General features: G+C 65.3%; 11 protein-coding genes. 6 read left to right on the top strand and 5 right to left on the bottom strand.

The features are described 5' to 3' along the window. Positions 1–40 precede the first annotated feature (40 nt). Positions 41–17,908 (top strand): leukotoxin LktA family filamentous adhesin, encoded by a 17,868-nt coding sequence (locus F3H35_RS10065; protein ID WP_149779474.1) that lies wholly within the window; start codon positions 41–43, stop codon positions 17,906–17,908. Between the two features lie 64 nt (positions 17,909–17,972). On the opposite strand, the gene F3H35_RS10060 is transcribed toward F3H35_RS10065, so the two are convergent. Both F3H35_RS10060 and F3H35_RS10055 read right to left on the bottom strand, forming a co-directional pair. Next, positions 17,973–18,959 carry a DUF6976 family protein gene (locus F3H35_RS10060; protein ID WP_149779473.1) on the bottom strand — a complete coding sequence of 329 codons (987 nt, stop codon included), beginning with the start codon at positions 18,957–18,959 and terminating at the stop codon, positions 17,973–17,975. 16 nt (positions 18,960–18,975) lie between these two features. Then, complete coding sequence (locus F3H35_RS10055) at positions 18,976–19,182, bottom strand: hypothetical protein (RefSeq protein ID WP_149779472.1); 207 nt, start codon at positions 19,180–19,182, stop codon at positions 18,976–18,978. A gap of 162 nt (positions 19,183–19,344) precedes the next feature. On the opposite strand from F3H35_RS10055, the gene F3H35_RS10050 reads away from it, so the two are divergent. Further along, complete coding sequence (locus F3H35_RS10050) at positions 19,345–19,530, top strand: CTP synthetase (RefSeq protein ID WP_149779471.1); 186 nt, start codon at positions 19,345–19,347, stop codon at positions 19,528–19,530. A 94-nt stretch (positions 19,531–19,624) separates the two neighbouring features. On the opposite strand, the gene F3H35_RS10045 is transcribed toward F3H35_RS10050, so the two are convergent. Next, positions 19,625–20,380: an alpha/beta fold hydrolase gene (locus F3H35_RS10045; protein WP_149779470.1), complete on the bottom strand. Its 756-nt coding sequence runs from the start codon at positions 20,378–20,380 to the stop codon at positions 19,625–19,627. Positions 20,381–20,470: 90 nt separating this feature from the next. Between F3H35_RS10045 and F3H35_RS10040 the strand changes: the two genes are divergently transcribed. After that, a complete protein-coding gene (locus F3H35_RS10040) occupies positions 20,471–20,845 on the top strand; it encodes a hypothetical protein (RefSeq protein WP_149779469.1) in 375 nt (124 codons plus the stop codon). A 111-nt stretch (positions 20,846–20,956) separates the two neighbouring features. Here the strand turns inward: F3H35_RS10040 and glyA are convergent, their stop codons facing one another. Next, positions 20,957–22,264 (bottom strand): serine hydroxymethyltransferase, encoded by a 1,308-nt coding sequence (gene glyA / locus F3H35_RS10035; RefSeq protein WP_149779468.1) that lies wholly within the window; start codon positions 22,262–22,264, stop codon positions 20,957–20,959. A 173-nt stretch (positions 22,265–22,437) separates the two neighbouring features. Between glyA and F3H35_RS10030 the strand changes: the two genes are divergently transcribed. The 3 genes from F3H35_RS10030 to F3H35_RS10020 all read left to right on the top strand — a co-directional run bounded on the left by F3H35_RS10030 (position 22,438) and on the right by F3H35_RS10020 (position 24,742). Continuing rightward, positions 22,438–23,199, top strand: coding sequence for an NAD kinase (locus tag F3H35_RS10030; RefSeq protein ID WP_149779467.1), 762 nt, complete (start codon positions 22,438–22,440; stop codon positions 23,197–23,199). A gap of 101 nt (positions 23,200–23,300) precedes the next feature. Beyond that, positions 23,301–23,978 (top strand): DUF4396 domain-containing protein, encoded by a 678-nt coding sequence (locus F3H35_RS10025; RefSeq protein ID WP_149779466.1) that lies wholly within the window; start codon positions 23,301–23,303, stop codon positions 23,976–23,978. A gap of 56 nt (positions 23,979–24,034) precedes the next feature. After that, complete coding sequence (locus F3H35_RS10020; protein ID WP_149779465.1) at positions 24,035–24,742, top strand: type 1 glutamine amidotransferase domain-containing protein; 708 nt, start codon at positions 24,035–24,037, stop codon at positions 24,740–24,742. Positions 24,743–24,753: 11 nt separating this feature from the next. Here F3H35_RS10020 and F3H35_RS10015 read toward each other — a convergent pair whose 3' ends face one another. Next, on the bottom strand, positions 24,754–25,299 hold the full coding sequence (locus tag F3H35_RS10015; protein WP_149779464.1) for a CIA30 family protein: 546 nt from the start codon (positions 25,297–25,299) through the stop codon (positions 24,754–24,756). Positions 25,300–25,376 lie beyond the last annotated feature (77 nt).

Raw genomic sequence — 25,376 nt, 5'->3', positions numbered from 1 at the left:
AGGGGCCGGTTCTATCTTTGCGACGACCCGGAGGTCCGCCATGACACAGAGCAAGACCAGCAGGAAAGCCCGTCCCATCGACAAGGCGCCTCGCAGCGCGCGCGTCTTGCCGGTGTTGCGAAATGCTGTCGGGTCGGTGTCGATACTCGCGCTGGTGGCAGGGGCGGTTCCCCTTCCCGCGCAGGCTCAGGTTGTCGCCGCAACGCCCGACACGACAGTTGCGACCGCAGGCCTCGTCTCGGATGTCACCACCTCGAATATTCGGGGCGGCGTGGCCTTCAACCAGTTCTCGCAATTCAACGTGAACGCGGGAAACACGGTCAATCTATACCAGCCTCTCGGGACCACAGCGCTGGTCAACATCATCTCCGGCGGCACGTCGACGATTGCCGGAACCTTGAATGCCCGTCTCGGATCACCCGCGGCCTCCACCATCGGCGGCAATACCTACCTCTTGAATTCGGATGGCTTCGTCGTCTCTTCGACCGGCGTCATCAATGCCGGCCAGCTGACGCTCAGTACGCCGACCTCCGGTTTCATGGACCAGTTGCGCAACGAGGCGAATGGCATCGGATCGGTCAGCAACATTCTGTTCGCCGGGAACGAACCCCTGTCCGCGACAGGCGAGATCGACATTCAGGGCCGGATCAATGCAACCCGGCTCGACATGCGCGCGGGCGCCCGGATGATCGTGGATGGACGGCTCGATGTTCAGAGCGGTGTCTCCCCCGGCCGGATCAGCCCGTCGGTCAACCTGCAGGGCGTGCCCACCGCAGGCGGCGTGAATATCGGCCGTGACGGCGTGATCCGTTTGGTCTCGGGTGGCTCGTCCCGCGTATCCGGCAATGCCAGCGCGCGTGGCTCGTCGGCGGGATTTGCACCACATGGTGGCCTGATCGAGGTCATCGCCGAAGGTGAGTTGCAGGCGGGCGGCATATTCGATGTCAGCAACGGGGGCGGTCCTGCAGGATCGGTGATGATGTTCACCGAAGGAAACGCGATCCTCGAACCCGGCCTTCAGATCGTCGCGCGCTCCACCGCCGAGGCGGGCGGTTTCGTGGCCCTTCGCGCCAATGGGACATTGACCACTGGCACGACCTCGGGCGCGGGCATCGTGACCGACACCGGCAGCCCCGGCAGCTCGGGCGAGACCTTCCTCGTCGGCGACACGGTCGATCTTGCGCGCAGCCTGACGACAAACGGCGGATCCCTTGGCATTCGCGGCACGACCTCGGTGGCGATCGGCAATGATTTCGCCACGATGGAAGTCTCGACCGCCCGCGCCGGCGGCGCGGCGGGGGATCTCGTCATCTCCTCGAAAGACATCGAGATCAAGCCGGGAGCCCGCCTCAACGCACAGGGCACCGGCGACGGCAATGGCGGGCTTGTGCTGGTGAGCGCGCGCAACGTGTCCACCGGGGCGCGTTGGGCCGTCGATCCCGATACCGAAGTGGCCAGGGTCACCATCACCGACGCCGATATCGCCGGCGGATCGGTCATCGTGTCCGCCGTGGCCCGCGCCAGCAGCATCTTCGGCGACGAGCTGAACGAGACCCTGGAGGCGAACCAGGTCGCAGACATGGAGGCCAGCACCACCGACGAGCAATTCGAACAGATGTTCGACAACCTGCTGAACACCTACGAAACCGTCGCGAACCGCGCGATCACCTCGGTGAACGATCTCGTGCCGCTGCAGATCAAGATCCTGACCTCCGACGCGCGGGTCGCGATCACCGACAGCACCCTCACGGCCGATGGCAACTGGACACCCATCGGCGCCAGCATCACCGATCCAACGGCGGAATTCGCCGACAACGGCTTCCTCATGGCCGAGGGGCTGCGCGAGGACACATACAGGTTCCTGACCGCGGATTCGGTCCTCGACAGCCTTATTTTCGACGATGCCTATCAGCTTAGCATCCGTCTGCCCTCCGAAGTCGACCTGTCGACAGATACGCTGGTCGTGCATTCCCATTCCGCGACCGAAACGAACATCGCTCCGTTTTCCTTTGCCATTGACGTGGCCGTGTCCAGCACCAAGACCGTATCGGCGGTGCAGATCACCGACAGTGACCTGCTGACCAATGCGGGCAACCTGCGCCTGGCCGCGACTGCCAGCGAGAACCAGACCATCAGCATCACCGCCAAGAAGGCCTTTGGTCAGGATGTGGCCCTCGGGGTCGCCGTCTCGGTCCGCAATCTGGCGAACCAGCTTCGTGTCGACGGCGGAAGCCTGACCTCTGCGGGGGGGATCACGGCTGGCGCCTTTACCGGGCGCAACGTGTCCTCCACCGTGATCGCCAATTCCGGGATGGAAGGCGAGGTGTCGATCGGGATCAATGTCGACTATTCCGAGTCGCTGACCGAAGCCGCCATCGGCGGCACCATCACCGCCAATAACGGGGATGTCGCCATCGCGGCAGAGCAGCTTTTCTTCGACTCGACGCGCGTGACCACGGCCACCCTGGGCCTCGGCAGCCTGTCGCGGGCCGTCGCGCGCAGTCGCGCCAATTCAAGCAATTCAACCGGCTTTGCCCAGACCATTCAGCAAAGAGCCACCGGCAAGACCCCCGATCCCGCGCGCAAGCCGCATTTCGGGATGGGTGTCGCGGTGGATTTCCAGCTCAGCGATGACAATGCCTTTGCCACGCTTGGCGGCAGCTATCGCGACATCGACGACCTTACGGCGGCGCCGGTCGCTCTGGGGGCGACGAACGTCACGGCCAGCGGCGCCGTGACCGTGAACGCCGCCTACCGCTTTGCCGACCGTGGCAGCGAAGGCGGCGGGTCGCTGACCCGCTCCACATCGGCCGCCTTCGGCAAGCTGACCGATGCGCTGCGGCGCCAGCTTGACCGCGAGAATGATCGCTTGCGAGCACGCGGCTTGGCCGAGATCGGCGAGGACGAGCTTCTGGGCCGGTTTTCCACCGCGCTGATGCTGAACCTGTCGATTTCCTCGCTTGCCGGGGAAACTCTGGCCGAGATCGGGCCGAACGCCACCGTCACCGCGGCATCCGCTTCGGTCGACGCGGTCACGCGCTATCCGAACACGAACCCATGGCAAAGCCTGCTGAACCAGTGGCAGACCTATGTCGATCAGGTCACGAATTACAGCCCGGTCAGCACCGGCGGCCCCGCCGATCCGCCCGAGCCCGAGCAGCCCCCGGCGCCCGACCTCGCCGGGTTCCTCGACATCGTCAACCCGCTGACCTACCTCACGACGGATTCGAAAGCCAAGGGCGAGGCGCAAGTCGCCGCCGATCGCGTGGTCGTGCCCGGCGAGGAACAGGGTCTCGCGCTTGGCATCACCCTGACCATCTTCAACACCGACAACGTGACCGAGGCGGTGGTGCGCGAAGGCGCCGTGCTCAACCTCACCGATGCGGCCAGCGTAACCGCGCTGCAGGAGGCGGTGTTCCTGCATGTGACGAACCTGCCAAGAAGCAACCCGCTTGGGGGATCGGCCAAGGTCAATGACGCCATCGGCGGCGGCATCTTCTTCAGCCGCACGGCAAGCGACGTGCGCGCCGAGATCGAGAACGGCGCCGAGGTAACGGTGACCTCGGGTGATCTCGACGTGACGGCCGAGACCAAGAATCTCACGGCCAGCCTCGTCTATTCGGGCGGGCAGGGCGCGGATGTGGCGATCAATGCCTCGGTCGCGGCGCATGTCGCCGACGCTGAAACCATGGCCCGCATCGGCGAGGCCGCGCGCATCGTGGCGCAGGATGTAACGATCACGGCCACCGACAATTCGGTGACATGGGCCAGCGCGGGTGCCATCAGCGGATCGGAAAACGTGGGCGTCGGCGCCTCGGGCGTGTTCAACTTCTCCAGCCGTCGGACATGGGCCGGGATCGGCCCGGCACTGGTTGAGGCGCCGCTCGTCCTGCCCACCGATGCGGTGATCGACGCGGACACCCTCACGATCACGGCCACCAACGCCTCGTTCGATATCACGGTGGCGGTCGCGGGAACCAAGGTCGTCGGCAAGCCAGACCCGGCCGCAGGCACCACGCCGCCGCCGAACGATTCCGATGACGACATGATCATCCCCAGCTGGCTCTTCTCCGACGAGGAAGACGACGCCGCCCAGCAACAGGCGCAGACCACTCAGCCGGCGGATGCCGACGGCAACCGCCAGACCTCGGGATGGGCCGTGTCGGGTGCTGCGGTGGTGAACCTCGCTCTGCAGAATGAAACCACGGCGAGCCTGCGCACCACGGGGCTTGTCAATCTCGACGGCGCGCTGTCGCTGACCGCAGGCAGCACGGCGACCATGATCAACGTGGGCGGTTCCGTCGCCTCGGGCCTCGGATCGCAGAAGGATACCAACGCCCTGGCCGGTGCCTTTGCCGTCCATGTCGACGAACGCCGCCTGCAGGCGCGCATCGAAGGTGCGACTGTCGATGCCGGCGCGGTCAGCATCGACGCAACCGACGAATCCATGCTGGTCAACATCGCCGTGGGCGGCGCCGGAACCTCGCGCGGGGATCTGGCACTGGCCGGGTCGGTGTCGGTGGCGGTCCTGACGGGGGAAACGCTGTCGGAGTTGCGCGACGTCGAGATCGCGTCCGACAGTCTCAGCCTCAACGCCGACGATCAGTCGGTCACGGTCAGCGTCGCCGGCGCGGTTGGCGTCAACATGGACGCGACCCAAGGCTATGGCGTGGGTGTGGGCATCGCCGTGAACACGGTCGCCCGCAATGCGCTGTCCCGGATCACGGGCACCGGCGACGTATCGACCGGCGCTCTGTCGCTCATGGCCACCAGCAGCCAGTCGATCTTCGGCTTCGGCACCACCGCAGGTGTCGGTCAGACAGGTCTGGCCGGCTCGATCACGGTCAACACCATTTCCGGCGGCGCACGCGCGCTGATCGAGGCAGGTCCGGCCCCGCGCAGCATCGAGGCCGAAAGCCTCACCGTCACCGCCGACGAGAGCAACATCATATTCGCGCTGTCCGGCGCCTTGGCGGGTGGGCGCAGCAATGCCGTTGGCGCAGCACTTTCGGTCAACACCATCGTCGCGGGCACCGAAGCCCGGGCCGAGGGGGCCACGATCTCGCAAGGCGACACAGGCCCGGAACTGGGCGCGGTGCAGATCACGGCAGACAGCGACAGCACCATCACGGCCATCGCCGTCGCAGGTGCTGCGGCGCTGACCGGCGAGGCCGCGGGGCTTGGCCTGTCCGTGAATACGGTCAATGCGGATTCCATCGCCTCGCTGGCAGGCAGTTCGGTTGTCGACGCGGCTGAAATCATCGCCACGGCAACCGGCGCGCGCACGATCCACAGCCTCGCCGGTGGTGCGGCAGCCGCAGGGCGCGCGGCCGCAGGGGCCGGCATGACGGTGAACCTGCTTCCGTCGAACGATACGCTCGTCAACCTGAACAACGCGTCCCTCTCCACCCGCAACGACGGCGCGATCACCGTCGCCGCGACGGCGCAAGGCGAGATCGCTTCGCTCGCGGCGGGCATTTCCGCCTCGAGCGCGGACTCGATCGGCGGCGCGCTGACGGTCAACGTGACAACGGCAACGACCGGGATCACCGCAACCGACGCGACGCTGGACGCGCCCGGGGCGGTCAGCCTTTTGGCCAGCGACACCGCCACGATCAGCAGCCTTGCAGGCGGCGCCGCTCTTGGCGCGGGCGGCACCGGCGTCGGCGGTGCGGCGGCGGCGAATTTCATCAATCATGACACGAGTGTCGCCGCCAGCGGCGGCAGCATGACGGGGCAGGGCGTCAGCCTCTCGGCGCGCAACGACTCCGGCATCGAAACTGCGGCGGTCGGCCTTGCGGCCGGTGGGACCAATGCCTTTGCCGGCTCCATCGCCATCGGTGGTATCAGCAACGAGACCCGCGCGGCGGCAACCGGAACCCGGCTTGACGCCGGGACCGGGGATGTCAGCGTTCTGGCGGGCCGTGGCGGCAGTATCGACATCCTGTCAGGCAGCGCGGCCTTCGGCGGGACCAACGCGGTCGGCGGCGCGCTGAGCGTGGCCTCGATCACCGGCGCCGTGACGGCGGATGTGGTCGATACCGCTGCGGGTGGCGGCATCTCGGGCAGTTCGCTGAGCATCGAGGCGTCGGATGAGGCGGCGATCGACGCCATTTCCGCGTCCGGCGCCGCGGGCGCGGGTGGCACCGGTGTCACCGGATCGCTCGTCTATACCCAGATCGGTCGCGTGGCGGCGGACGGCCCGTCCGTTGATCCGTTGCCGGGCTCCGCACCCGGCGAGGATCCTCTGTCCCTGACCGAGACCGCGATCAGCGAGGCGCGCGATTCTGCGCTTTCGAATGTGGCGGACAACGTGACGGGACGCGGTGATGTCAGCATCTTCCGCGAACAACTAAGGCTGGAGCTCGACACCGACGATCTGGTCCGCGCGCGGCTCGAATTGGCTGGCGCGGCGCCCACTGTTCCGGATCTGTCGATCACCGCCACCCAGACCGGGGGGACCCGGTCCTTCGCCGGGGCGACGGGTGCAGGCACCACCGGGGGGGCAGGCGCGGGTCTTGCGCTCAACCTCCTGTTCGGAAAGGCAGAAGCCGAGCTTATCCTGCCCGCGGACGAGATCACGACAGCCCAGGGTGACGTGACCGTCACCGCCTCGCAGGACGGCAGTGTCGAGACGATAGGGGTCTCCGGGGGGGCGTCCGGCTCGATTGGCGGCGCCGGCTCGATCTCGCTCAACGTGATGAACCGGCAAGCCGATGCGCGCATTGCCAGCAGCCTTGCAGGCGGGCAGGCGACGCTGTTGATGGCGGGTCACGACCTGACATTGGACACCACGCAGTTCGGGTTGATTTCATCGATCGCCGGGGCCGTGGGCCTTGGCGGGACCGCCGGGATCGGCGGGGCCATCGCGGTCAACATCCTGTCTGACGATACCGATGTGGAGCTGTCCGATATCCGCGTCGATACCCGAGTCGCCGCCGATCTTGCGGGCGCGGGCGCCGTGCAGCTTTCGGCCCGGCAGGATCAGATCGTCGGGGGCGCCGCAGCGGCGCTCGGCGGTGGGGCTGGCGGCACTTTTGCGGGATCCTTCGTGGTGAACGTGGCCGACGGGGCCGTGGGTACCACGCTGCGCGACAGCACCGTGCTGGCCGATACGATCAGCGCTGCCGCGACCGGCGGCGCGGACCTCGCGGCAAGTGCAGGGGCTGTCGCCGTGGGCGCTTCAGGCGCCGTGGGCCTTGCGATCGGCACCAACGTGGCGCGTCAGACGATCCGGACGGATATCGACGGCTCCTACCTGCAGGCCCAGGGGCCGATTGTCCTGACCGCCCTTGCCGAAGGGACCTTGTCAGGCGCCGGCATCGCGGGCGCCCTCGATGGCACTGTGGGCATCACCGGCACGGGCATCGGCAACTCTGCGCTCAACACTGTAGAGCTGCTGGTCCGAGATACGACTCCCCCGGTGCCGGGGGCGGTGCGAGAAGGCAGCCAGATCATCACAGCCGGATCGGTCCTGTTGGCGGCGGATGCCAGCAACATCATCCGCCTCAAGGGCGGCTCCGAGGAAGATCCCGGCCTGAACATCAGCTTCGCAGGCGGCGGCACCGCCGGTGTCGGGGCAAGCGCCACGGTCAATACCCTGCGCAACGATGTGCGCATCGCCGTCTCGGGCAATACGCGGATCACCGGACTTGGCCATACCGGCGTGAACCGGGATGGCGCCGAACGGTTCGGCGTGGTGATCGATGCCAGTGCCGATGCGACGATCTCGATGCTGACCGCCAATGGCGCGGTCGGCGGCATTGCCGGTGTCGCGGCGCTCATGTCGCTGAACCTGATCGAGGATGATGCCCGGATCGAACTGGGCACCGGCGAGCGGAGCGCTCAGGTCTGGATCAATGCCCCTGCCACGGGCCTTGCCGGGCTTCTGGGCACCGATGCCGCCAATGCCCGTCAGGATGTGCGGATCACCGCGAACACCACCAGCACGGCCACGGTTCTCACCGCCAATGTGGCGGTCGGCGGCAAGGCCGGCGTCGGCGCGGGCTCGGGAACGCTGGTCTCGCGCTCGCTGGCCGGGATCGAGGCCCGCGAAGCCCGGATCGACGCCGCGCGCGACATCACGCTCGACGCCCGCGCGACGACCGAACTGACAGCGGTGACGCTTGGCCTTGCGGGCGGCTTCGTCGGCGCGGCGGCCAATGCCGGGGTCAGCATTCTGGGCGCTCAGGCGCTGGTCGATCTCGATGGCGCGACCATCACGGCTGGGCGTCGCCTGACCATTGCCTCCAATGTCGACAGCGACAGCACGGCCGTGGTCGGTGCTGCTGCGGGCGGTGCCGTGGGCGCCTCGGGCGGCGTGCAGGTCACGGTGTTCGATTCGCTGTCTCGCGTGTCGGTGGGCCGGGGCGAGTCGTTCCTCGACAGCACGCTCAGAGCGGGCAGCGAAATGTCGGTGACGGCCCATAGCGACATGATGCTTGACGGCAAGGCGGTCTCGGGCGCCGCTGGCGGTGCAACGCTGGCCCTGGCTCTGAACGTGGGCGTCGTGACCTCAACCACTCTGATCGAGATCGGCGCAAACGAATCCCTCCGGGCTGACTCGGAACTCAAGCTGCAGGCGCGGGACGTTGTCTCGATCACCGGCATGGCCGGTTCCCTTGGCGTGGGCGCCCTGGGTGGCGGGGCCTCTCTGGATTACGCGCGCTTCGCCGGCACGACGCGGGTCGTCGTCGGGGACAACACCCGGATCGAGGCCGATCCCGGCACGGCGCGCCTGAGCGATCCCGCAGCCTCGATCCAGAACCTGACCATCGAAGCATTGTCCGAACGCCGGGTGACCTCGTCGGTCGTGGCGCTTGGCGGCGCGGCCTTTGCCGTGAACGCAGCGCTTGGCGTGATCGACATGGGCGCGCGCGCCGAAGATACGGCGGGCAACCGCGATATCCTCCTGAACGGAGCGCAGGACGAATTCGCCTCCGACCTCCGCGCCGAAGAGCCGGGCCTCACCGAAGAGGAGCGCCAGAACACCGCCGGCGGCCTGATGGTCTTTGCCGGGGCGGACGACAGCCGCGCTTCGCTGGCGGCGGAACGCCAGTCCATCTCTCTGAATGGGCCGGCAAGCAGCGATTCCGTGTCGATCCTGCTTGGCAATGACGTGCTGCTGGAAACCCGGGGCAACTTGAGCCTGCGCGCCGATGCGGGCACATCCGTCATCCAGACGACCGGCGGCCTGTCCGCCGCGATCTTCGGCGGCAGCACCAGCGGCGTCGGTGTCTCGAACCTGTCCACATCGGTGGGTGTCGACCTTGGCGCCAATGCCCGCCTTCGCGCGGATGGTGATGTCACCGTCTTGGCGAACAACAGCGGGATCGACGCCGAGAACCTGCTGACCGCGACCGGCTATACCCTGACTGCCTCGGCGGGATACGCGGTGGGCGTCGGCGTCGTGACCACCACCGTGAACGGCACGTCGGGGCTGACCTTCGGCCCGGGCGCCGGGATCGGCGGCTATGCCGGCGGACGGGCGAACGACGTCAGCCTGTTGGCCACCCGGGGCGGCACGGTTTCGGTCGATGTCACCAATGCAAGCCTGTCGCTTGCAGGCGGTGCCGGGCTTGTCGTCTCTTCGGCCAGCCTTTCGGGCGGCACGAATATCGACATCGCCGATACCCGCATCAACGCCGAGGATGTGACGGTCGAGGCCGACGATACCAGCCGCGTGACCGCTGCGGGCGACGGCAGTTCCGGTGGGATCGGCGGCGGCCTGAATTCGGTCGTCGTGACCGCGACCGCCGAGGCGACAGGCACCCTCACTGCCGATGGGGCCACGATCGAGGCCGGCACGGTGCGCATCGCCAACGAAAGCGCCGTGTCCGCCGAGGCGCGGGCGAACGGCATCGCGGCGGGCGGCCTTGCCATCGGCGCAAGTGTGGCGACATCCGACATGCGCGTGACACTCGACAGCCAGATCGATGCCAGCATCCGGGCACAGGACATCATCCTGGTCACCGGGCTGCGCGGGCATGCGTTCGACACGTCCGCGGCGTTCTCGACCTCCGCTTCGGGCGGGTTCCTCGCCGGGAACGGCGCGGTGTCCTCGGCCTGGACGAACCACGCCATTGCCGCCCGGATTGCGGGTAATTTCGAGGCATCGAACGAAACGACCATCGTCACAGGTGCGTCGGATGTCCTTGCGCGCGCAGATGCCACCGGCGCTGCGGGCGGTGTTCTGGCCTTGGGCCGGACTATTGCGCAAGCCGGACAAAATCAGGATGTGGCGCTGGCCGCAGACGACCGCCTCGCCCGTGTCGATCTTGTGGTCGATGATGCCACCTTCACCGGTAAGGGGGTCGTGATCGACACGACGAACGACACCTCGACCACGGTCAAGGCGGTGTCGGGGTCTGGCGGGGTCGCCGCCGGTTCGGCCTCCGAGGCCATCACGACAGCGGCAACGCGGACCCGCGCAAGCTTTGGCGAAAGCGCGGCGGTTCTCTTCGACGGGCTTGAAACCGTGGCCCTGAGCACCGGACAGGTGCAGACGCTGGCCAGCCTTGTGGATACCACGAGTGCGGCAGCCTTGGGCAATTCGGGTGCCATCGCGCGCGGGAACGTCGACAGCACCGTCGCGGCCACTCTGGGCGCAGGCGTCGCGATCACGGCAGACGCGATCGAGATCACGGCCACCAACGCGGTCAACCGGCCCGAAGACGGGTTCAACATGCAGTCGGGTTCCGGCGGCGTGTTCGACGCGGCGGCCATGGCCAGCGACCTCGAACTGGCAGTCCGCACGGATCTCACCGTGGATGACGGCGCATCCATCATTCAGAGCGGAACCCGCGGCAGCGCCGAGATTTTCGCTTTGGCGGCGCGCAATGTGCTGTCGGTTGTCGACAGCCTCAATCTTGATGCAGGCGGCGCCATCGCCACGCCGCGTGGCGTCTCGCGCATCGAGGTGATCGCCAGCGATGCGACCCTGACCATCGGCAGCGCCGATCTTCTTGCACTCGATGACATAACCCTGCGGGCCGGTGGTGACGCCGCCCTCACCGCCGAGGTGAACGCCAATTCCTACGGTCTCGCCGGTGCTGCGACCGGGACCAGCGCTGTGACGCTGAATTCCGACAACCGGGTTGTGCTTCAGGATGGCGCCAACGTGCAGAGCCTTGGCGATATCCGCATCGGTGCGGGCTATGGCGCGAACGGGACACAAACCGTTGACCTGCGCGCCGAGACGCGGCTCTTCAACAAGACCGCCATCCCGATCCCGTCGGACCCGGCGGCTGATGCGGTGGCCAACACCACATCGATCATCGACGTGCAAGAGGGCGCCAGGGTCGTCGCGGTGCGCGACGTCTATCTGTTCTCCGAGGCGGGCCAGCGCGAGGTCGTGGGCTATGGCCGCGGCAAGGATCTCTACCGCGAGGTTCTGGCCGAACTGGGCACCGCCATCAGCGAGGCCTTCGGCGGCGAACCCGTCAGCCTCGATATCGAATCCGGCACATCCAGTGACACGTCGAACGACGGCATCCTGGTGAACGGCTATGTGCGCGCCGGCTCCCGCAACAAGCAGATCCTCGTGATCAACGAGGATGGCGCCATCCAGAACGCCCGCATCGGGCCTTATACCAACGACATGGTCGACGGGATCACCTTCTCGATCCGCGAGAACGTTTCTATCGCCAACGAGGTGCGGGAACGGATCAACCTGCTGAACAGCCTGCTGGCGGACCCGATCCTGAACCAGGATGCCGAAGCGGTCGCCGCCTGGGAGGCCGAGGTTGCGACCCTGACGCTGCGCGACATCTCGGGCACCGCGGATTTCCTCGATCTCGAGGATATCGTCGCAGCCCAGGGCGATATCGTTCTGCGCGCGGATTACGTCCACGGAACCGCGACCGGAACGCTGGATGCGCCGGTCAATGCCGAGATCATCGTGCATTCCTATGTGCGCGACGGCGACCGGGCGCGCTTCATCAACACCAAGGGCATGGAGATCGCGATCGGCGATGGCGGCCGTATCTTCTTCAACGATGTGACCGTGACCACCCCGGCCGAGATCACCGCATTGTCCGATCCGACCCGCCCCGGTCCCGACAGCTACACCATGATTTCCGGTGCCAGCAGCGGCGAACCCAAGATCGAGGTCGTCACCTTCGGAGAAGGCTCGATCATCGTCGGCGGCGCGATCAGCAATGTCGCGGGCCTCGCGTTCTTCAACTCGAACGAAGGCGATCTGGACGTGCGCGACGACATCACGGCGCGCACCATCGATCTGCGCGCCGGGCGCGACTTCCTGCAGGGCTTCACCCTGGGCATCCGTCATGTCGACGGCGACCCGGAAGCGATCTATGACGGCTTCTTCGACAAGGTCGAGGATACCGTCCGCACCGAGCTTGCGGATACCGGCGTGATCTCCGCCAGCCTTGCCAGCAGGCTCCCAAGGTTCGAACTTGCACCGCGCCGGGGCCGCATTCAGGCCGGGCGCAACGTCTATATCTCGGCGGACCAGCTGAACGTGAACGGCTTGATCCAGGCCGGGCGCGGCAGCTTCAATGTGCAAATCGACGCCGGCATCGACGCCTTCCTCGACACGCTGGCCGGCACCACCAAGCTCGAAATGCTCTATGATCCCTCCGAGCCCTTCATCGTCACCCCCACCGGCACCAACATCGTGCGCAACCCGAACATCACAAGCGATGTCTTCGTGCGCTTCGATCCCACCGCGCTCGACGATAACGGAAACGCCACCGGGGCCATCGTCGTCAATCCGATGGTCGTGCAGGGCGGCGTGGTCGAGATCGTCGGCAAGGTCTTTTCGACCGGCGGCGGCGAGATCCGCTCCCTCGATGGGTTCGGCTCCATCAACGTGGTGAACGACTCGACCCGCCCGGTCCGGCTGGGCCGGATGGATACCGGCGCGAACACGCCCGAGGGCGTCGAGGGCCTCGTGCGGATCACCGACACCAGCCGCACCGTCGGCGGGGACTTCTTCATCACCGAATACCGCCGGATCGGATCGGAACTGCGGGTTCTCGACAACCAGACCTTCGATATCATCGACCTGGATTTCGACGCCGACGGCATCACCGATGCGACGCGGATCAATCCCACCAACCTCGTCTCGACGATCACCGCGGGTGACGGGCGCAGCGCCAGCTATGCCACGAAAGAGCGGCAGGAACTGGTCATCAACCGCGCCGAAACGGTCGTGCGCACCTTCGAGAACACGACAACCGCCTTCTACATCATCGCCATCAATGCCAGCGGCGACGAGGTCGAGAGCGAAGTGATCGAAACCGAAAGGAAAGAACTGGACCCAGCGGTCCTCACCGGCAACAGCGGCTCCTACATCGCGACGGCGACGACCGATCTGACCGATCCCTATCGCCTGACAGCCGAGCGGACGCAGTTGCGCCTCGACGTGCTGAGCACGCAGGTCGAAGGCACGCGCCTCATAGGCGAGGTGAAGGAAACCACGATTGAGCAGGTGACGACGACACATCTCTATCAACATCGTCTGAAGGCCGACAATCCCATCGCCATCAGCTTCGACGGCACGGATGCCGGCGGGCTGACCGTGCTCAGCGTGGGCGACGTGCAATTGGCGGGTGCGGTGCGCAACCAGTTGGGCACGACCACGATTCAGTCGACCGGCGGCTCGCTTGTGACCACCGATCCCTCGATTGTCGTCGATGTGGGCAGTGCCACCTTCGCGGGTCTCGGCGGACGGATCGGCGGCATGGGCTCCGAATTCCGGGTCGATCAGACCCCCGGCTCCACCCTGACCGCGACGGCCCTCACCGGGATCGACCTGCGCGAGCTTTCGGGCGACATGAACGTGCTCTCGGCCCGTACAACGGCGCGTGACAGCGATCCTACCCGCGCAGTGACCGGGGCGATCCGGCTGACCGCCGATGGCGCGATCCTCGGCTCGGGCGCTGGCCCGCATGTCGAAGGCTCGGCGATCGAACTGATCTCGACGAATGGCACGATCGGCACCGCCTCTGCACCTCTGGTGCTGCGCGAAGAGGGCCGTGGCCTGACCGTCCGTTCCCGTGGGAATGTCGATCTGATTGACGAAGCGGGCGATCTGAACCTGCGCGAGGTCACCTCGTCCTTCGGATCGGTCACGCTGACGGTGCCGTCCGGCCGTGTGCTCGATGCCAACACCATCGAACGCCGCGACCTGCGGACCGAAGCAGAGCTGCTCGACCTGTGGTCGAACGACCTCGGCCTCTTCGGGGATCCCGCCGTCGCGGCGCGCTCCGACGCACAGGTGGCCGCACTCAAGGCAGAACGCGAACGCAGCTACCGTGCCTATTGGCAGGACCGCACCGATGCGGGCGGCGCGCCTCTGACCTTCACGCTGGATACCGCGACCGAAACCGCTCTGCGCGCCGATGGCTGGTCGGATGCCCGGATCGCGGCCTATGTCGCCGAGCGGCAGGCCCTTTACGATCTGTGGAATGCGGACGCGGCCTTTGACCCGGCCTACAGCCATGCCGTAACCGCCGAAGAGCGTGTCGCGGTTCTGGAAGGTGTGTCCTGGACACGCGAAGAGCTCGACTCGTGGCTGCGCGCGGGTCTGATCCGTGGCACCGGGGATACCAATATCCGCGTCGAAGACCCGAACATCCTCGCAGCTGGTGACATCACGCTCAATGCAAACGGCATCGGCTCCTTGCTTGAGCCCTATGTCGTGGGCAGCGACCGGGCCGAGGATCTGCGTGTCCTTGCCGGGGCCGAGCGCAACGACATCACCATCGAGGGCACGCGGATCACCGTTGCCCGCCGCGATGACCTGAACATCGCCCCCACATCGCGGGACGCATCGGGCCGGCCACTGGGCACTCTGACCGTCAGCCCCACCACCGGCGATGTTTTCCTCGGCTCCGAGGTTCCGGTTTCGGTCGCGCAGGTCGACACGACCGGCGATGTGGAAATCAAGGTGGACGGTACGATCTTCGACGCAAGCCCGGTCGACCGCGCCGCCATAACGGGGCGCAACATCCTGCTGGAATCGGGCAATTTCGCCTCCATCGGGACCCTGGACGAGCTTCTGAGCCTCGATATCCTGACTGACGGCAGCCTGATCGCGCGCGGCGGCACGGGGGTCTTCCTGACCACGCTCGGCGATGCGCCTCTGGCGGAACTCTTCTCAGGTGGTCCGCTCGTCCTTCTGGCCGGGGGGGCGATCACCGACACCGTCGCCACCGGCGCGGTGCGTGTGCGCGCTGCCGACATCACGCTTGAAGGCACCGAGATCGGCCTACCCCTCGCTCCCCTGGTGGTCGAGCTTACCGACCCTGCCGGAGAGCTTGACCTGACCACGACCGTGGGGGATGTCTACCTGATTGCCGAAGGCGATGCGCGGCTTGAAAATGCGCGCCTCGCTGGCGGTGGGCTGATCCTCGGCAGGGGCGGCTTTGCCCTGACCGGCTCGGACACGATCATCTTCGGGCCGACATCCACGCTGTCGCTGGTCGCGCCCGAGGGGATCGACCTCTCGGCCAGCACCGGAACCGACATAACGGGCGGCACGCTGTCCCTGACCGCGGGCGGCGAAGTCGGCACCATGGAAAACCCGTTGCTGACCGCGCTGACCAGTTTCGATATGACCGGCACCGGAACCGCGCCTGCACCGATCGTCGTGCTGGAACGTGACGATCTGGCCATCACACGGATCCTGCAGACCGTGGCAGGCTCCGACGTGATGGTGACCGCAGGCGGCGCCATGACCATCGGCACCATCACGACACCGGCCGAGGCCATACTCACCGCGGCGGCGATCCTGAACGGCCGTATCGCGGCCGAGCGTGTCGAGCTTTCGGCCAACGGCACACCCGGCGGGATCGGCACCGACAGCCGGATGGATCTGACCGCAGGCACCCTGCGCGCCCAGTCCCTCGACGGCGATATCGTCCTTGGTCTGCGCGATCGCGACACCGATATCGAAACCATCTCCGCCGGCGGCGAGGGCCAGATCGACGTCTTCGCACCACACAACACCCTGACGCTGCTGGCTGGCCCCGGCATGACGACCGAAGGCGGCACCATTCTTCTGCGCTCCGATGAGTTCGAGGCTCTGGCCAATGTCCTGTCGCGCTCGGGCGATATCGAGCTTGTGACAACCAACGGCCTCTCGTTCGGGTCAAACGTTCTGGTCGACTCCGATGGCGGGCCGATCACCCTGACAGCCGGCACGCTTTTGGCGATGGCCGAAGGCGCGCGCGTCCTCAGCGGTGGCCCGGTCGCGGTGACGGCAGGCCGTCTCACCCAGGCTGCCAACAGCCTCGTGGACAGCCTTGACGGCACGCTCGAGGTGACGGTGACCAACGACATGGAACAGACCGCCGGATCCGCGATGCAATCGGGCACCGGGACGATCCTCATGGATGTGGGCGGCAACCTGCGCCTTGCGCGGATCGAGACCCTGAACGCGACGCCGGATGCCCTCAACCTGACCGTGGGCGGCAGCCTGTCCATCGCACCCGGCCAGCCCGGTCCGCAGCTGCTGGCCAATGCCGACGGCGCTCTGTCGGTGCTGCGCTTGGGTGCGCTGGTCCCGCTCGGTCCCGATGGCCTCGGGGTGGCCCTCGATCAACTGGATCTCGAGGTGACGACCGGGCCGGTGCATCTGAACGAACAGGACGGCATCGACCTGCAAAGCGTCATCGCGCGGGACGGCCTGATCGACATCTTCGGCAACGGCCTGATGCAGGTGGGCACGGTCAGCGCGCTGGCCAGCCAGCCTGTCGTCCTGACCACCTCGCTCGGGGATCTCGTGTCCGATGGCGCGGTGATCTCCGGGTCCGACATCCGGCTTTTCGCCCTCGACGGGCGGATCGGCGGCACCGCCGGCGGCGCCTTCAGCTCGGATATATCCGATGCCTCCACCCTCTATCTTTTCGGCAGCGGTGACGTGACCTATGCCGAAACCACGGGCAATCTGCGCGCAGGCTTCGCCCTGTCCGACCAGGGCAGCCTCGATCTCTCGGCACCGGGCAACATGACACTGGGCATCCTCGGCGCCAATGGGGATCTGCGCCTTGTCGCGGGCGACAGCCTGACCATCACCATGATCGGCGAGTCGCGCATCGATCTGGCCGACGAGGTCGCCCTCCAACTGGTCAACCCCGATGTCTATGGTCTGCGCGAGGCGCGCTCGCCCCGCAATCTCGACCTTCTGACGCGCAACCTCGGCAGTGTCATCTGGGCGGGGCTGGTCGGCGCGCAATCCACCCTGGATCTCGTTGGTGACGATGTGGATGTCATGCTGCACGATGCCACCCCCACGGACGGGCTCGCCCTGACCATCACCGATGCGGCCGGTGGCCTTGCCGAGCGGGCGCTCATCGCCTCGGTCGGCGCGGGCGTGCGCCCGTTCATCCCGGAAGGCCGGTATTTCGACAATCCGCGCCCGCTTCTGACCGATCGCAGCCGCATCTTTGGCTCGACCGGCACCCTGACCCTGACGACCGGCTACATCCGCTCCGGCGATGTCAGCCACGCGGGTCCGGTTCTGATCGGTCGGGACATCCGCATCGGCAACAAGGTCTGGTTCCGTCAGGGCACCTTCGACCTGCTGGCCGAAACGTCCTACCAGTCGCTGTCGACCGTCGCGGATACGCAGGTTCTGGCCTTCAATCGCGGGATCATGACCTTCGACATCCGCAATGGCATCAGCCTCGATACCATCGCCGACGGATTTCCGATCGACGGATCGGGCGGCACGGTTATCGTGCTGAACCGCCGTCTCGGTGGCGTCGACCTGAACGGTGGGCAGGGCTTTGCCTTCGGCGTGGGCGTGGAAACCGGGATCCTCGGCTGGCCGCAGCGCCTGACAAGCCTCACGGCGCTGCGCCCGTCCGACCGGGACAGCACACCGCGCCTGACAAGCTTCATCCTGTCCGACAACGACGCCGAGGCGGCCCAACCCTGAGCCGGGCCGCCTCACTGCGCTACTCCTTGCGGGTCGTTCTGCTGACGCCGCAATCAGGCCGGCGTCACGCCGGCTGCAGCTCCAGCCGCACAAGCGTCTGGTTCAGAAGCATGTAAGCAATCTCGCCAAAGGTGACCGGGCCGGTGAAACCGCCCGTGGATTTGCCTTCGAGATCGCCATAAAGATAGTTGAGGATGCAATTGCACGAATACTGCGTATCGCCGCCCGCCCCCAACTGCTTTGCAAAAGCCTGGGCATAATCCGCCAGAGGCTTGGCAAAGCGGTAATCGACGTTCTGCATGACCGGCGCGTAAAAGGCCACCTTGCCGCTCTGCGCATCGACGCTCTGCACCGAGACATTGATCAGCGCGCCGCCATAATTCGCGATCAGAGGCAGGCGCGTATCGATGCCATGCTCCTGCAGATAGGCGGCCAGCGGCGTTTCCACCCCGTCGATCAGCGCGGTCTGCGCCTCGAAGCCGCTTTGCGTGAACCGGAAACACGGGGCATCTGCATCGTTCCGCTCGAAGATATTGACGATATCGACCTGCGGGATCAGCCCCGCCTCCAGCGTCAGATGCATCAGCACGGCCGCGTTGTCATGCGCAGCCCCGGTGGTTCCGTCAAACACCTTGGGCGCGACGCGCCCGATATCGTCCAGATGCACGCCCGAAATCCAGCCGACCAGCGGTTGATTGAAAAATCCGGCATAGTTGGGGCCATCCACAGCAAAGACCGAATGCGCCGCGCTGAAGGCGGGGATGAGGATGAACGACATCCCGCCCGGCGCATAGCCTTCGGCGATCCGGGGCAGGTCGCTGGCCTCCAGCACGCGAATATCGGCCTTCGTCGCCTCGGGCAGTGTGGTGCAATACAGCCGGTCACGGATCACCGCCCCGCCTGTCTCGGTAACGAAATAGACCGAGGTGCCGCCGATCCACTGGCCCTTGGGCAATTGCGCCAGAAGCGCCTGATCGCCGGCAATGGTCATGACAGCGCCCGACACGATCCGGGCCGCGGCGTCTTCGACAGAAAGAAGTTCGTTTTTCATGGGTAAGTCCGTCTCTTCAGATATTGGCAAGGTCATCGGCGGCAAAGGCATTGGCGCGGGTGAACTCGATAAGTTCAGCGACCTTGGCATCGATAAGGGCGGGGTTGTTCCGCACCTCGATACGCAGGCGGCCCAGAATAATCCGGGTGGCCAGTTTGGCGCCGTCAAGGTTGCGGTCCGATTGGATAAGCGCCTTCAGCGCGTTCGGTGATGGTAGTGGCATGGTATGTCATGGCCTTTTTTGGGGTCGTTTCGCGCGCTCCCAACCAGACCAACGGCGCGGCCTGCACCCGCTTTACCGAGGCGGGGGAAATTGTCGCAGCCCATCCGCCGGCATCTGACGCAGATCAATGAGGCGCCGACCGGACCGCTCTAGTCTCGCGCCATGGTCTGGCTCTTGTTTGTCTTGCATCTCTTCATCGGCGCCACCCTCGCAGGGGTGGGGCTCGTGGCCGCCCTCGTCATGGGGCTGGACGATGTCTGGGGACTGGGCGGCGCGGTGCTGGCCGGGTTCGTGCTGGCCTTTCCGGTGGCCTGGCTCGTGGCCCGCGGGCTCAATTCGGGTCAGTGACCGGGGCGATGTGAACGGATGGGACACAAATCCCGAAAGATGGGGCGTGTTTCGTCCTGAACGCGTGTAGGTTTCGTACGTACCCTACACATCCTCAGCCCAGCCAGACCCTGATCGCGGCCTCGAATTCGCGGGGTTTTTCGGCGTGCAGCCAATGGCCTGCGCCGGGGATCTTGGCGAATTGTGCCTTGGGGAACAAGTCTTTGATAATGCTTCGGTATTCGCGCTTCACATAGTCCGAGTCCGCGCCCGACAGAAACAGCGCCGGCCCCTCATATCGCCCTGAAATATCCGGAAAAGACAGGATCTTGGGCATTTCCCCCGCCAGGACATCAAGGTTCAGACGCCATTTTTTTGATTTGATATCAAGGGATTGGGTGAAAAAAGAGATCAGCGTCGGATCATCCACCACCGGCTGCAATTGCTCCGCCACGTCCGATCGTTTCTCGACACGGCTCAGATCGACCGATTTCATCGCCTCGATATACTGTATCTGGGTGTGTGAATAGGCAACAGGCGCAATATCTGCCACGATCAAGCGGTTCACCAGCTCGGGCCGGGTGAGCGCCAGCACCATCGCCGCCTTGCCCCCCATCGAGTGCCCCAGCACATCATACGGCCCATCCAGAGCCGCCAGCACCTCGGCCAGATCACCTGCCATGTCCGGGTAGGATTGCGTTTCAAACCAAGGGCTTAGGCCGTGATTCCGCATGTCCACGGCCACCACTTTCCGGGTGTCCGACAGCCGCTTCGCGATCACCCCCCAATTCCGCGCCGAGCCATAAAGCCCGTGCGCGATCAGCAAACCCGGCTGATCGGTCCGCGTTCCATGTTCGATCCGGTTCAACATGCGCCGAGTATTACAAGGGTGCTCCTGCAAGAGCCACCCCTATTGAGGGTCTCCGCCGGTCGCTGTAGGTTGCCCAATGGGAGTCGCGAAGTGATTGATCCAGAAGAGATAAACCGGGACGTTGCGCAGCTGGAAACGCTGCTGCGCGAGAGGCTTGGCATCCGTGGCGCCACATTCGCCAAACAGCTGCGCCGTGCGGGGCGCCGCTTGCCCCGTTTCGCCCGGCGGGCCGGACATGTCATCACGCAGTCCCAGCAGATGATGCAGCATCCGCGCCTTGCCGCGCAGGTGGACCGAGCCGCTGTTGATCATGCTATTGGCATCCTTCGCGCCCATCTGACCGGGATCGATCCTGTGCAGCGCCGCATGAGAACGTTTCTCGGTCTTGTGGGGGTGATCATCTTCAACCTGTTGATCTTGCTCACACTCGTGGTGCTGGTCCTGCGTTGGCGTGGCCTGATTTGACTGCGGGCACCCTGCCAGCGATTATTTAACAAGGTCTGAACGCGGCGGTCCTCGCATGCAAAACCCCGCGCAGACCGGCTGCGCGGGGTCATGGTCAATCCGTAAAGTGTCTCAGATGTTTGGATAAAGCGGGAACCGCGCGCACATCGCTTCGACCTCGGCTTTCACCTTGGCTTCGACCGCGTGATTGCCATCCTCACCATTCGCGGCCAGCCCGTCGACCACTTCGACGATCCAATCCGCGATCTGGCGGAACTCGGCCTCGCCGAAACCGCGCGTCGTCCCGGCAGGCGATCCAAGACGGATACCGCTGGTCACGGTGGGCTTTTCCGGGTCGAACGGCACGCCGTTCTTGTTGCAGGTGATATGCGCCCGGCCAAGCGCCTTTTCGGTGGCGTTGCCCTTGACGCCCTTGGGCCGCAGATCAACCAGCAAAACATGGGTATCTGTGCCGTGCGTGACGGTGTCCAGACCCCCTTTGATCAACTGATCGCTCAGCGCCTGCGCATTCGCGATGACCTGCTGGATATAGGTCTTGAATTCGGGGCGCAGCGCCTCTCCGAAGGCGACGGCCTTCGCGGCGATCACATGCATCAGCGGGCCACCCTGAATGCCGGGGAAGATGGCCGAGTTGAACTTCTTCGCCAGTGCCTCGTCATCCGTAAGGATCATGCCGCCACGCGGACCACGCAGGGTCTTGTGGGTGGTGGTGGTCGCCACATGCACATGCGGGAACGGGTTGGGATATTCCCCTGCCGCGATCAGACCGGCAAAATGTGCAACGTCGGCAAGCACATAGGCGCCCACGCTGTCTGCGATCTCGCGGAACTTCGCAAAGTCGAGCTTGCGCGGAATGGCCGAGCCGCCGGCGATGATCATCTTGGGTTTATGTTCGGCCGCAAGGCGGGCGATCTCGTCGTAATCCACGTCCAGCGTATCGCGCCGCACACCGTATTGAACGGCGTTGAACCATTTGCCCGACTGGTTGGGGGCTGCGCCGTGGGTCAGGTGACCGCCCGCGTCGAGGCTCATGCCAAGGATCGTGTCGCCGGGCTGCAGAAGGGCCGTGAACACACCCTGATTGGCCTGACTGCCCGAATTGGGCTGCACGTTGGCAAAGCCGCAGCCAAACAGCTGGCAGGCCCGTTCGATTGCCAGATTCTCTGCAATATCAACAAACTGGCACCCGCCATAATACCGGCGGCCGGGATAGCCTTCGGCATATTTGTTGGTCATCACGCTGCCCTGAGCCTCCATCACGGCGGCGGAGACAATGTTTTCGCTGGCGATCAGTTCGATCTCTTCGCGCTGTCGGCCCAGTTCAAGACCAATGGCCTTGGCGATCTCGGGGTCGCGGGATGTCAGGGATTCGGTGAAAAACCCTTGGCTGACAAAGGGCTGGTTTCCATCATGAGGCATAGTGGCAACTCCGTGCGTATCACTTTGGCGGTTTTCCTATCGGAAACCTAGTGTTTTTGAAAGCTTGTAAAGCGACAAAAGGGGTTGCCGGACCGGCATTACTGGCGCAACAGGTGGAATTGTGGTTCCATCCGACCCACAAGACGCCCTTGGGAAACGGAACAGCGCCGGACATGGCCAAAAAGATCGCCTTCGCTGCAAGCGACGCTCCCACCGCACAGACTGCCCGGGCAGCCTTGATCGCGCGCTACGGTACCACGCCCGAAGAGGACGCGGATGTGATCGTGGCCCTTGGTGGCGACGGGTTCATGCTTCATACCTTGCACCGCACCCAAGGGCTTCGGGCGCCCGTCTATGGCATGAACCGCGGCACCGTCGGCTTCTTGATGAATGAATATTCCGAAACCGATCTGATCGATAGGCTGGACGCCGCCCAGGAAGAGGTCATCAATCCTCTGCGCATGAAGGCCCAAGGGTCCGATGGCCAAGTGCATGACGCCCTTGCGATCAACGAGGTGTCGCTGCTGCGCGCAGGGCCCCAGGCCGCCAAGCTGAAGATCACCATAGATGGGAATTTGCGGCTGGCCGAGCTGGTGTGTGATGGCGCGCTCGTGGCGACCCCCGCCGGATCGACCGCCTATAACTACAGCGCGCATGGCCCGATCCTGCCGATCGGGTCGGATGTTCTTGCGCTGACAGCGGTCGCGGCGTTCCGTCCAAGGCGGTGGCGGGGGGCGTTGTTGCCGAAGACGGCGCATGTGAGGTTTGATGTTATCGAGCCGGAGAAAAGGCCGGTGATGGCGGATGCGGACAGCATATGGGTCGAGAATGTGTTGTGGGTGGAAATCCATTCAGAACCAAGTATTTCGCACCGAATCCTGTTCGATCCGGGGCACGGGCTGGAAGAGCGGTTGCTGCGCGAACAGTTCGTCTGACCCCTAAAAAAACCGCATCGGTATCACGTCGGTAAAACGTCGGTATCACGTCGGTGTGAGGGACGGTTTCATCCTGTCGGAGTGCCTCATACGTGAGAGACATGGAACAGGCAGCCACCACCCTCACGGCGATCCTTGCCCACCCGCTGTTCCTGACAGTCTGGGTCCTGACGATGCTGCCGAGCCTTGCGATCCTTCTTTGGGACATGCGGGTGCGCAATGCGCATCTGATGCCGCTGATGAAATGGGTCTGGGCCTTGACGGTGATCTATTCCGGTCCGGTCGGACTGGCGGTTTACGGATGGTCGGGACGCAAGGAAATTCCGGCCGATGGTGCATGGCGGCGCGCGGCGCGGTCGGTGGCGCATTGCTATTCGGGCTGCGGCATGGGCGAGATCGCGGGCCTTGTGCTGACGGTGGGCATCCTGTCGCTGAGCACGGCCTGGGTGGCGGGCGTCACCTTTGCCTTTGCCTATGCGGCGGGCTTTGGCCTGACGGTCGGCCCGCTGATGCAGGAGGGCACGCCGTTTGGTGCGGCGGTGCGCGACGCGCTGTGGTCCGAGACGCCGAGTATCACCGTCATGGAGATCGTGGCGATCGGGGTGGACCTGACGCTGGCGGGCGATGCGGGGATGGGCGACGTGCTGTTCTGGTCATCGATGATCGTGTCGCTGACCTGCGGGCTGATCGCGGCCTACCCGGTCAACCTGATCCTGATCCGAATGGGGATCAAGCAAGGCATGATGGACCCGCGTAACACCGATCACGCCCATGGCTGATCGCGCGGCTCGTCACTGAAAACCAACTGTAAGCAACTTCAAAGGAGGCAACGCAAATGACACGCGTTCTGATGATTCTGACATCCTGGGACAAGCTGGGCGATACCGGCGACAAGACCGGGTTCTTCTGGGAGGAAATGGCCAAGCCCTATTGGTCGTTCCGCGATGCGGGGCTGGAGGTCGATTTGGCCAGCGTGCAGGGCGGTCATCCACCGGCCGATCCCGGCTCGGACGATGGCAATGGCCAGCGGACCGAGGCGGTGCAGCGTTTCATGGATGACGCGGATGCGATGACAGCGCTCGAGACCACCGCCAAGCTGGCGGATATCGACCCGTCGCAATATGACGCGGTGTTCCTGCCCGGTGGGCATGGCACGATGTGGGACCTGCGCCAGACCGAGGCGGTGGGTCAGGCCGTGTCGCGTATCTATGAGCGCGGCGGTGTGGTCGGCGCGGTCTGCCACGGCCCTGCGGGCCTGCTGGGGGCGACCGAGCCGGGCGGTGCGCCGCTGGTGCAGGGCAAGCGCGTCAACGGTTTCACCAATTCCGAGGAAAAGGCTGCCGGGCTCGATACCGTGGTGCCGTTCCTGCTGGAAGACGCGCTGAAGGAGCAAGGGGCCAAGTTCCAGCACAGTGTCGAGGATTTCTGCGGCTTTGCGGTGCGTGACGGACGTCTTGTGACAGGGCAGAACCCGGCCTCGTCCGAGATGGTGGCACACCGGATGCTGGAGGCGCTGGAAGAGGCCGGTCTCAAGGCCGCCTGACCATTGTCAGATCAGTAAAGACCGATCCATCGGGCCGTGACATCGGCCCGGTGGTCGCGGCCATAGGCGACCACGCCAAGGCTGGTCACGGTTTCGGGCAGAGGCGTTGCGCGCAGCAGTCGGCCCGATGGCTTGAAGGCTGTGAAGGGCAGGCGGACCGTCTGCCAGTCATCGCTTGTCTGGAAGGGCGCGTTGTAGAACTGCCAGGGCAGTATCGTGCCCCGCGTGCGCAAAAAGACGTAATACCGCTCGCCATTGCCGCGCACCTGCAGCACGACGCCTTGCGCCTCGGCGGGGAAACCTTGTTCCAGCTCGGCGCGGGCCTGAATGAAGCCGCCGTTGTTTTTTGTGCTCACATCGCCGGTGAGGCGGAGATAGGTCTCGCCCTTCACGTTTTCGGCGCGCGCGCCGCCCTGGCTCACGCCGCCCATCACCTGATCCGAGATATAGCGCCATTCGGTCACCGGGGGCGGGGTGTAGTCGCTCACCGGGTCGGCATGGGCGGGCAGGCCCAGAAACAGGCCGGTGAAAAGGGCGATAAGGGGGCGAAAAGGCATGGCAGCACTCCGTCATTCAGAGTGGATATAGGGTTGCGCGCGGGGTTTTGCATCCTGCCAAACGACAGGCGCCGCCA

The sequence above is a fragment of the Roseovarius litoreus genome, assembly GCF_900142765.1.
GTDB classification, from domain to species: domain Bacteria; phylum Pseudomonadota; class Alphaproteobacteria; order Rhodobacterales; family Rhodobacteraceae; genus Roseovarius; species Roseovarius litoreus.
The sequence above is the reverse complement of the archived record's forward strand: the minus strand, read 5'-3'. Positions and strand labels throughout refer to the sequence as shown.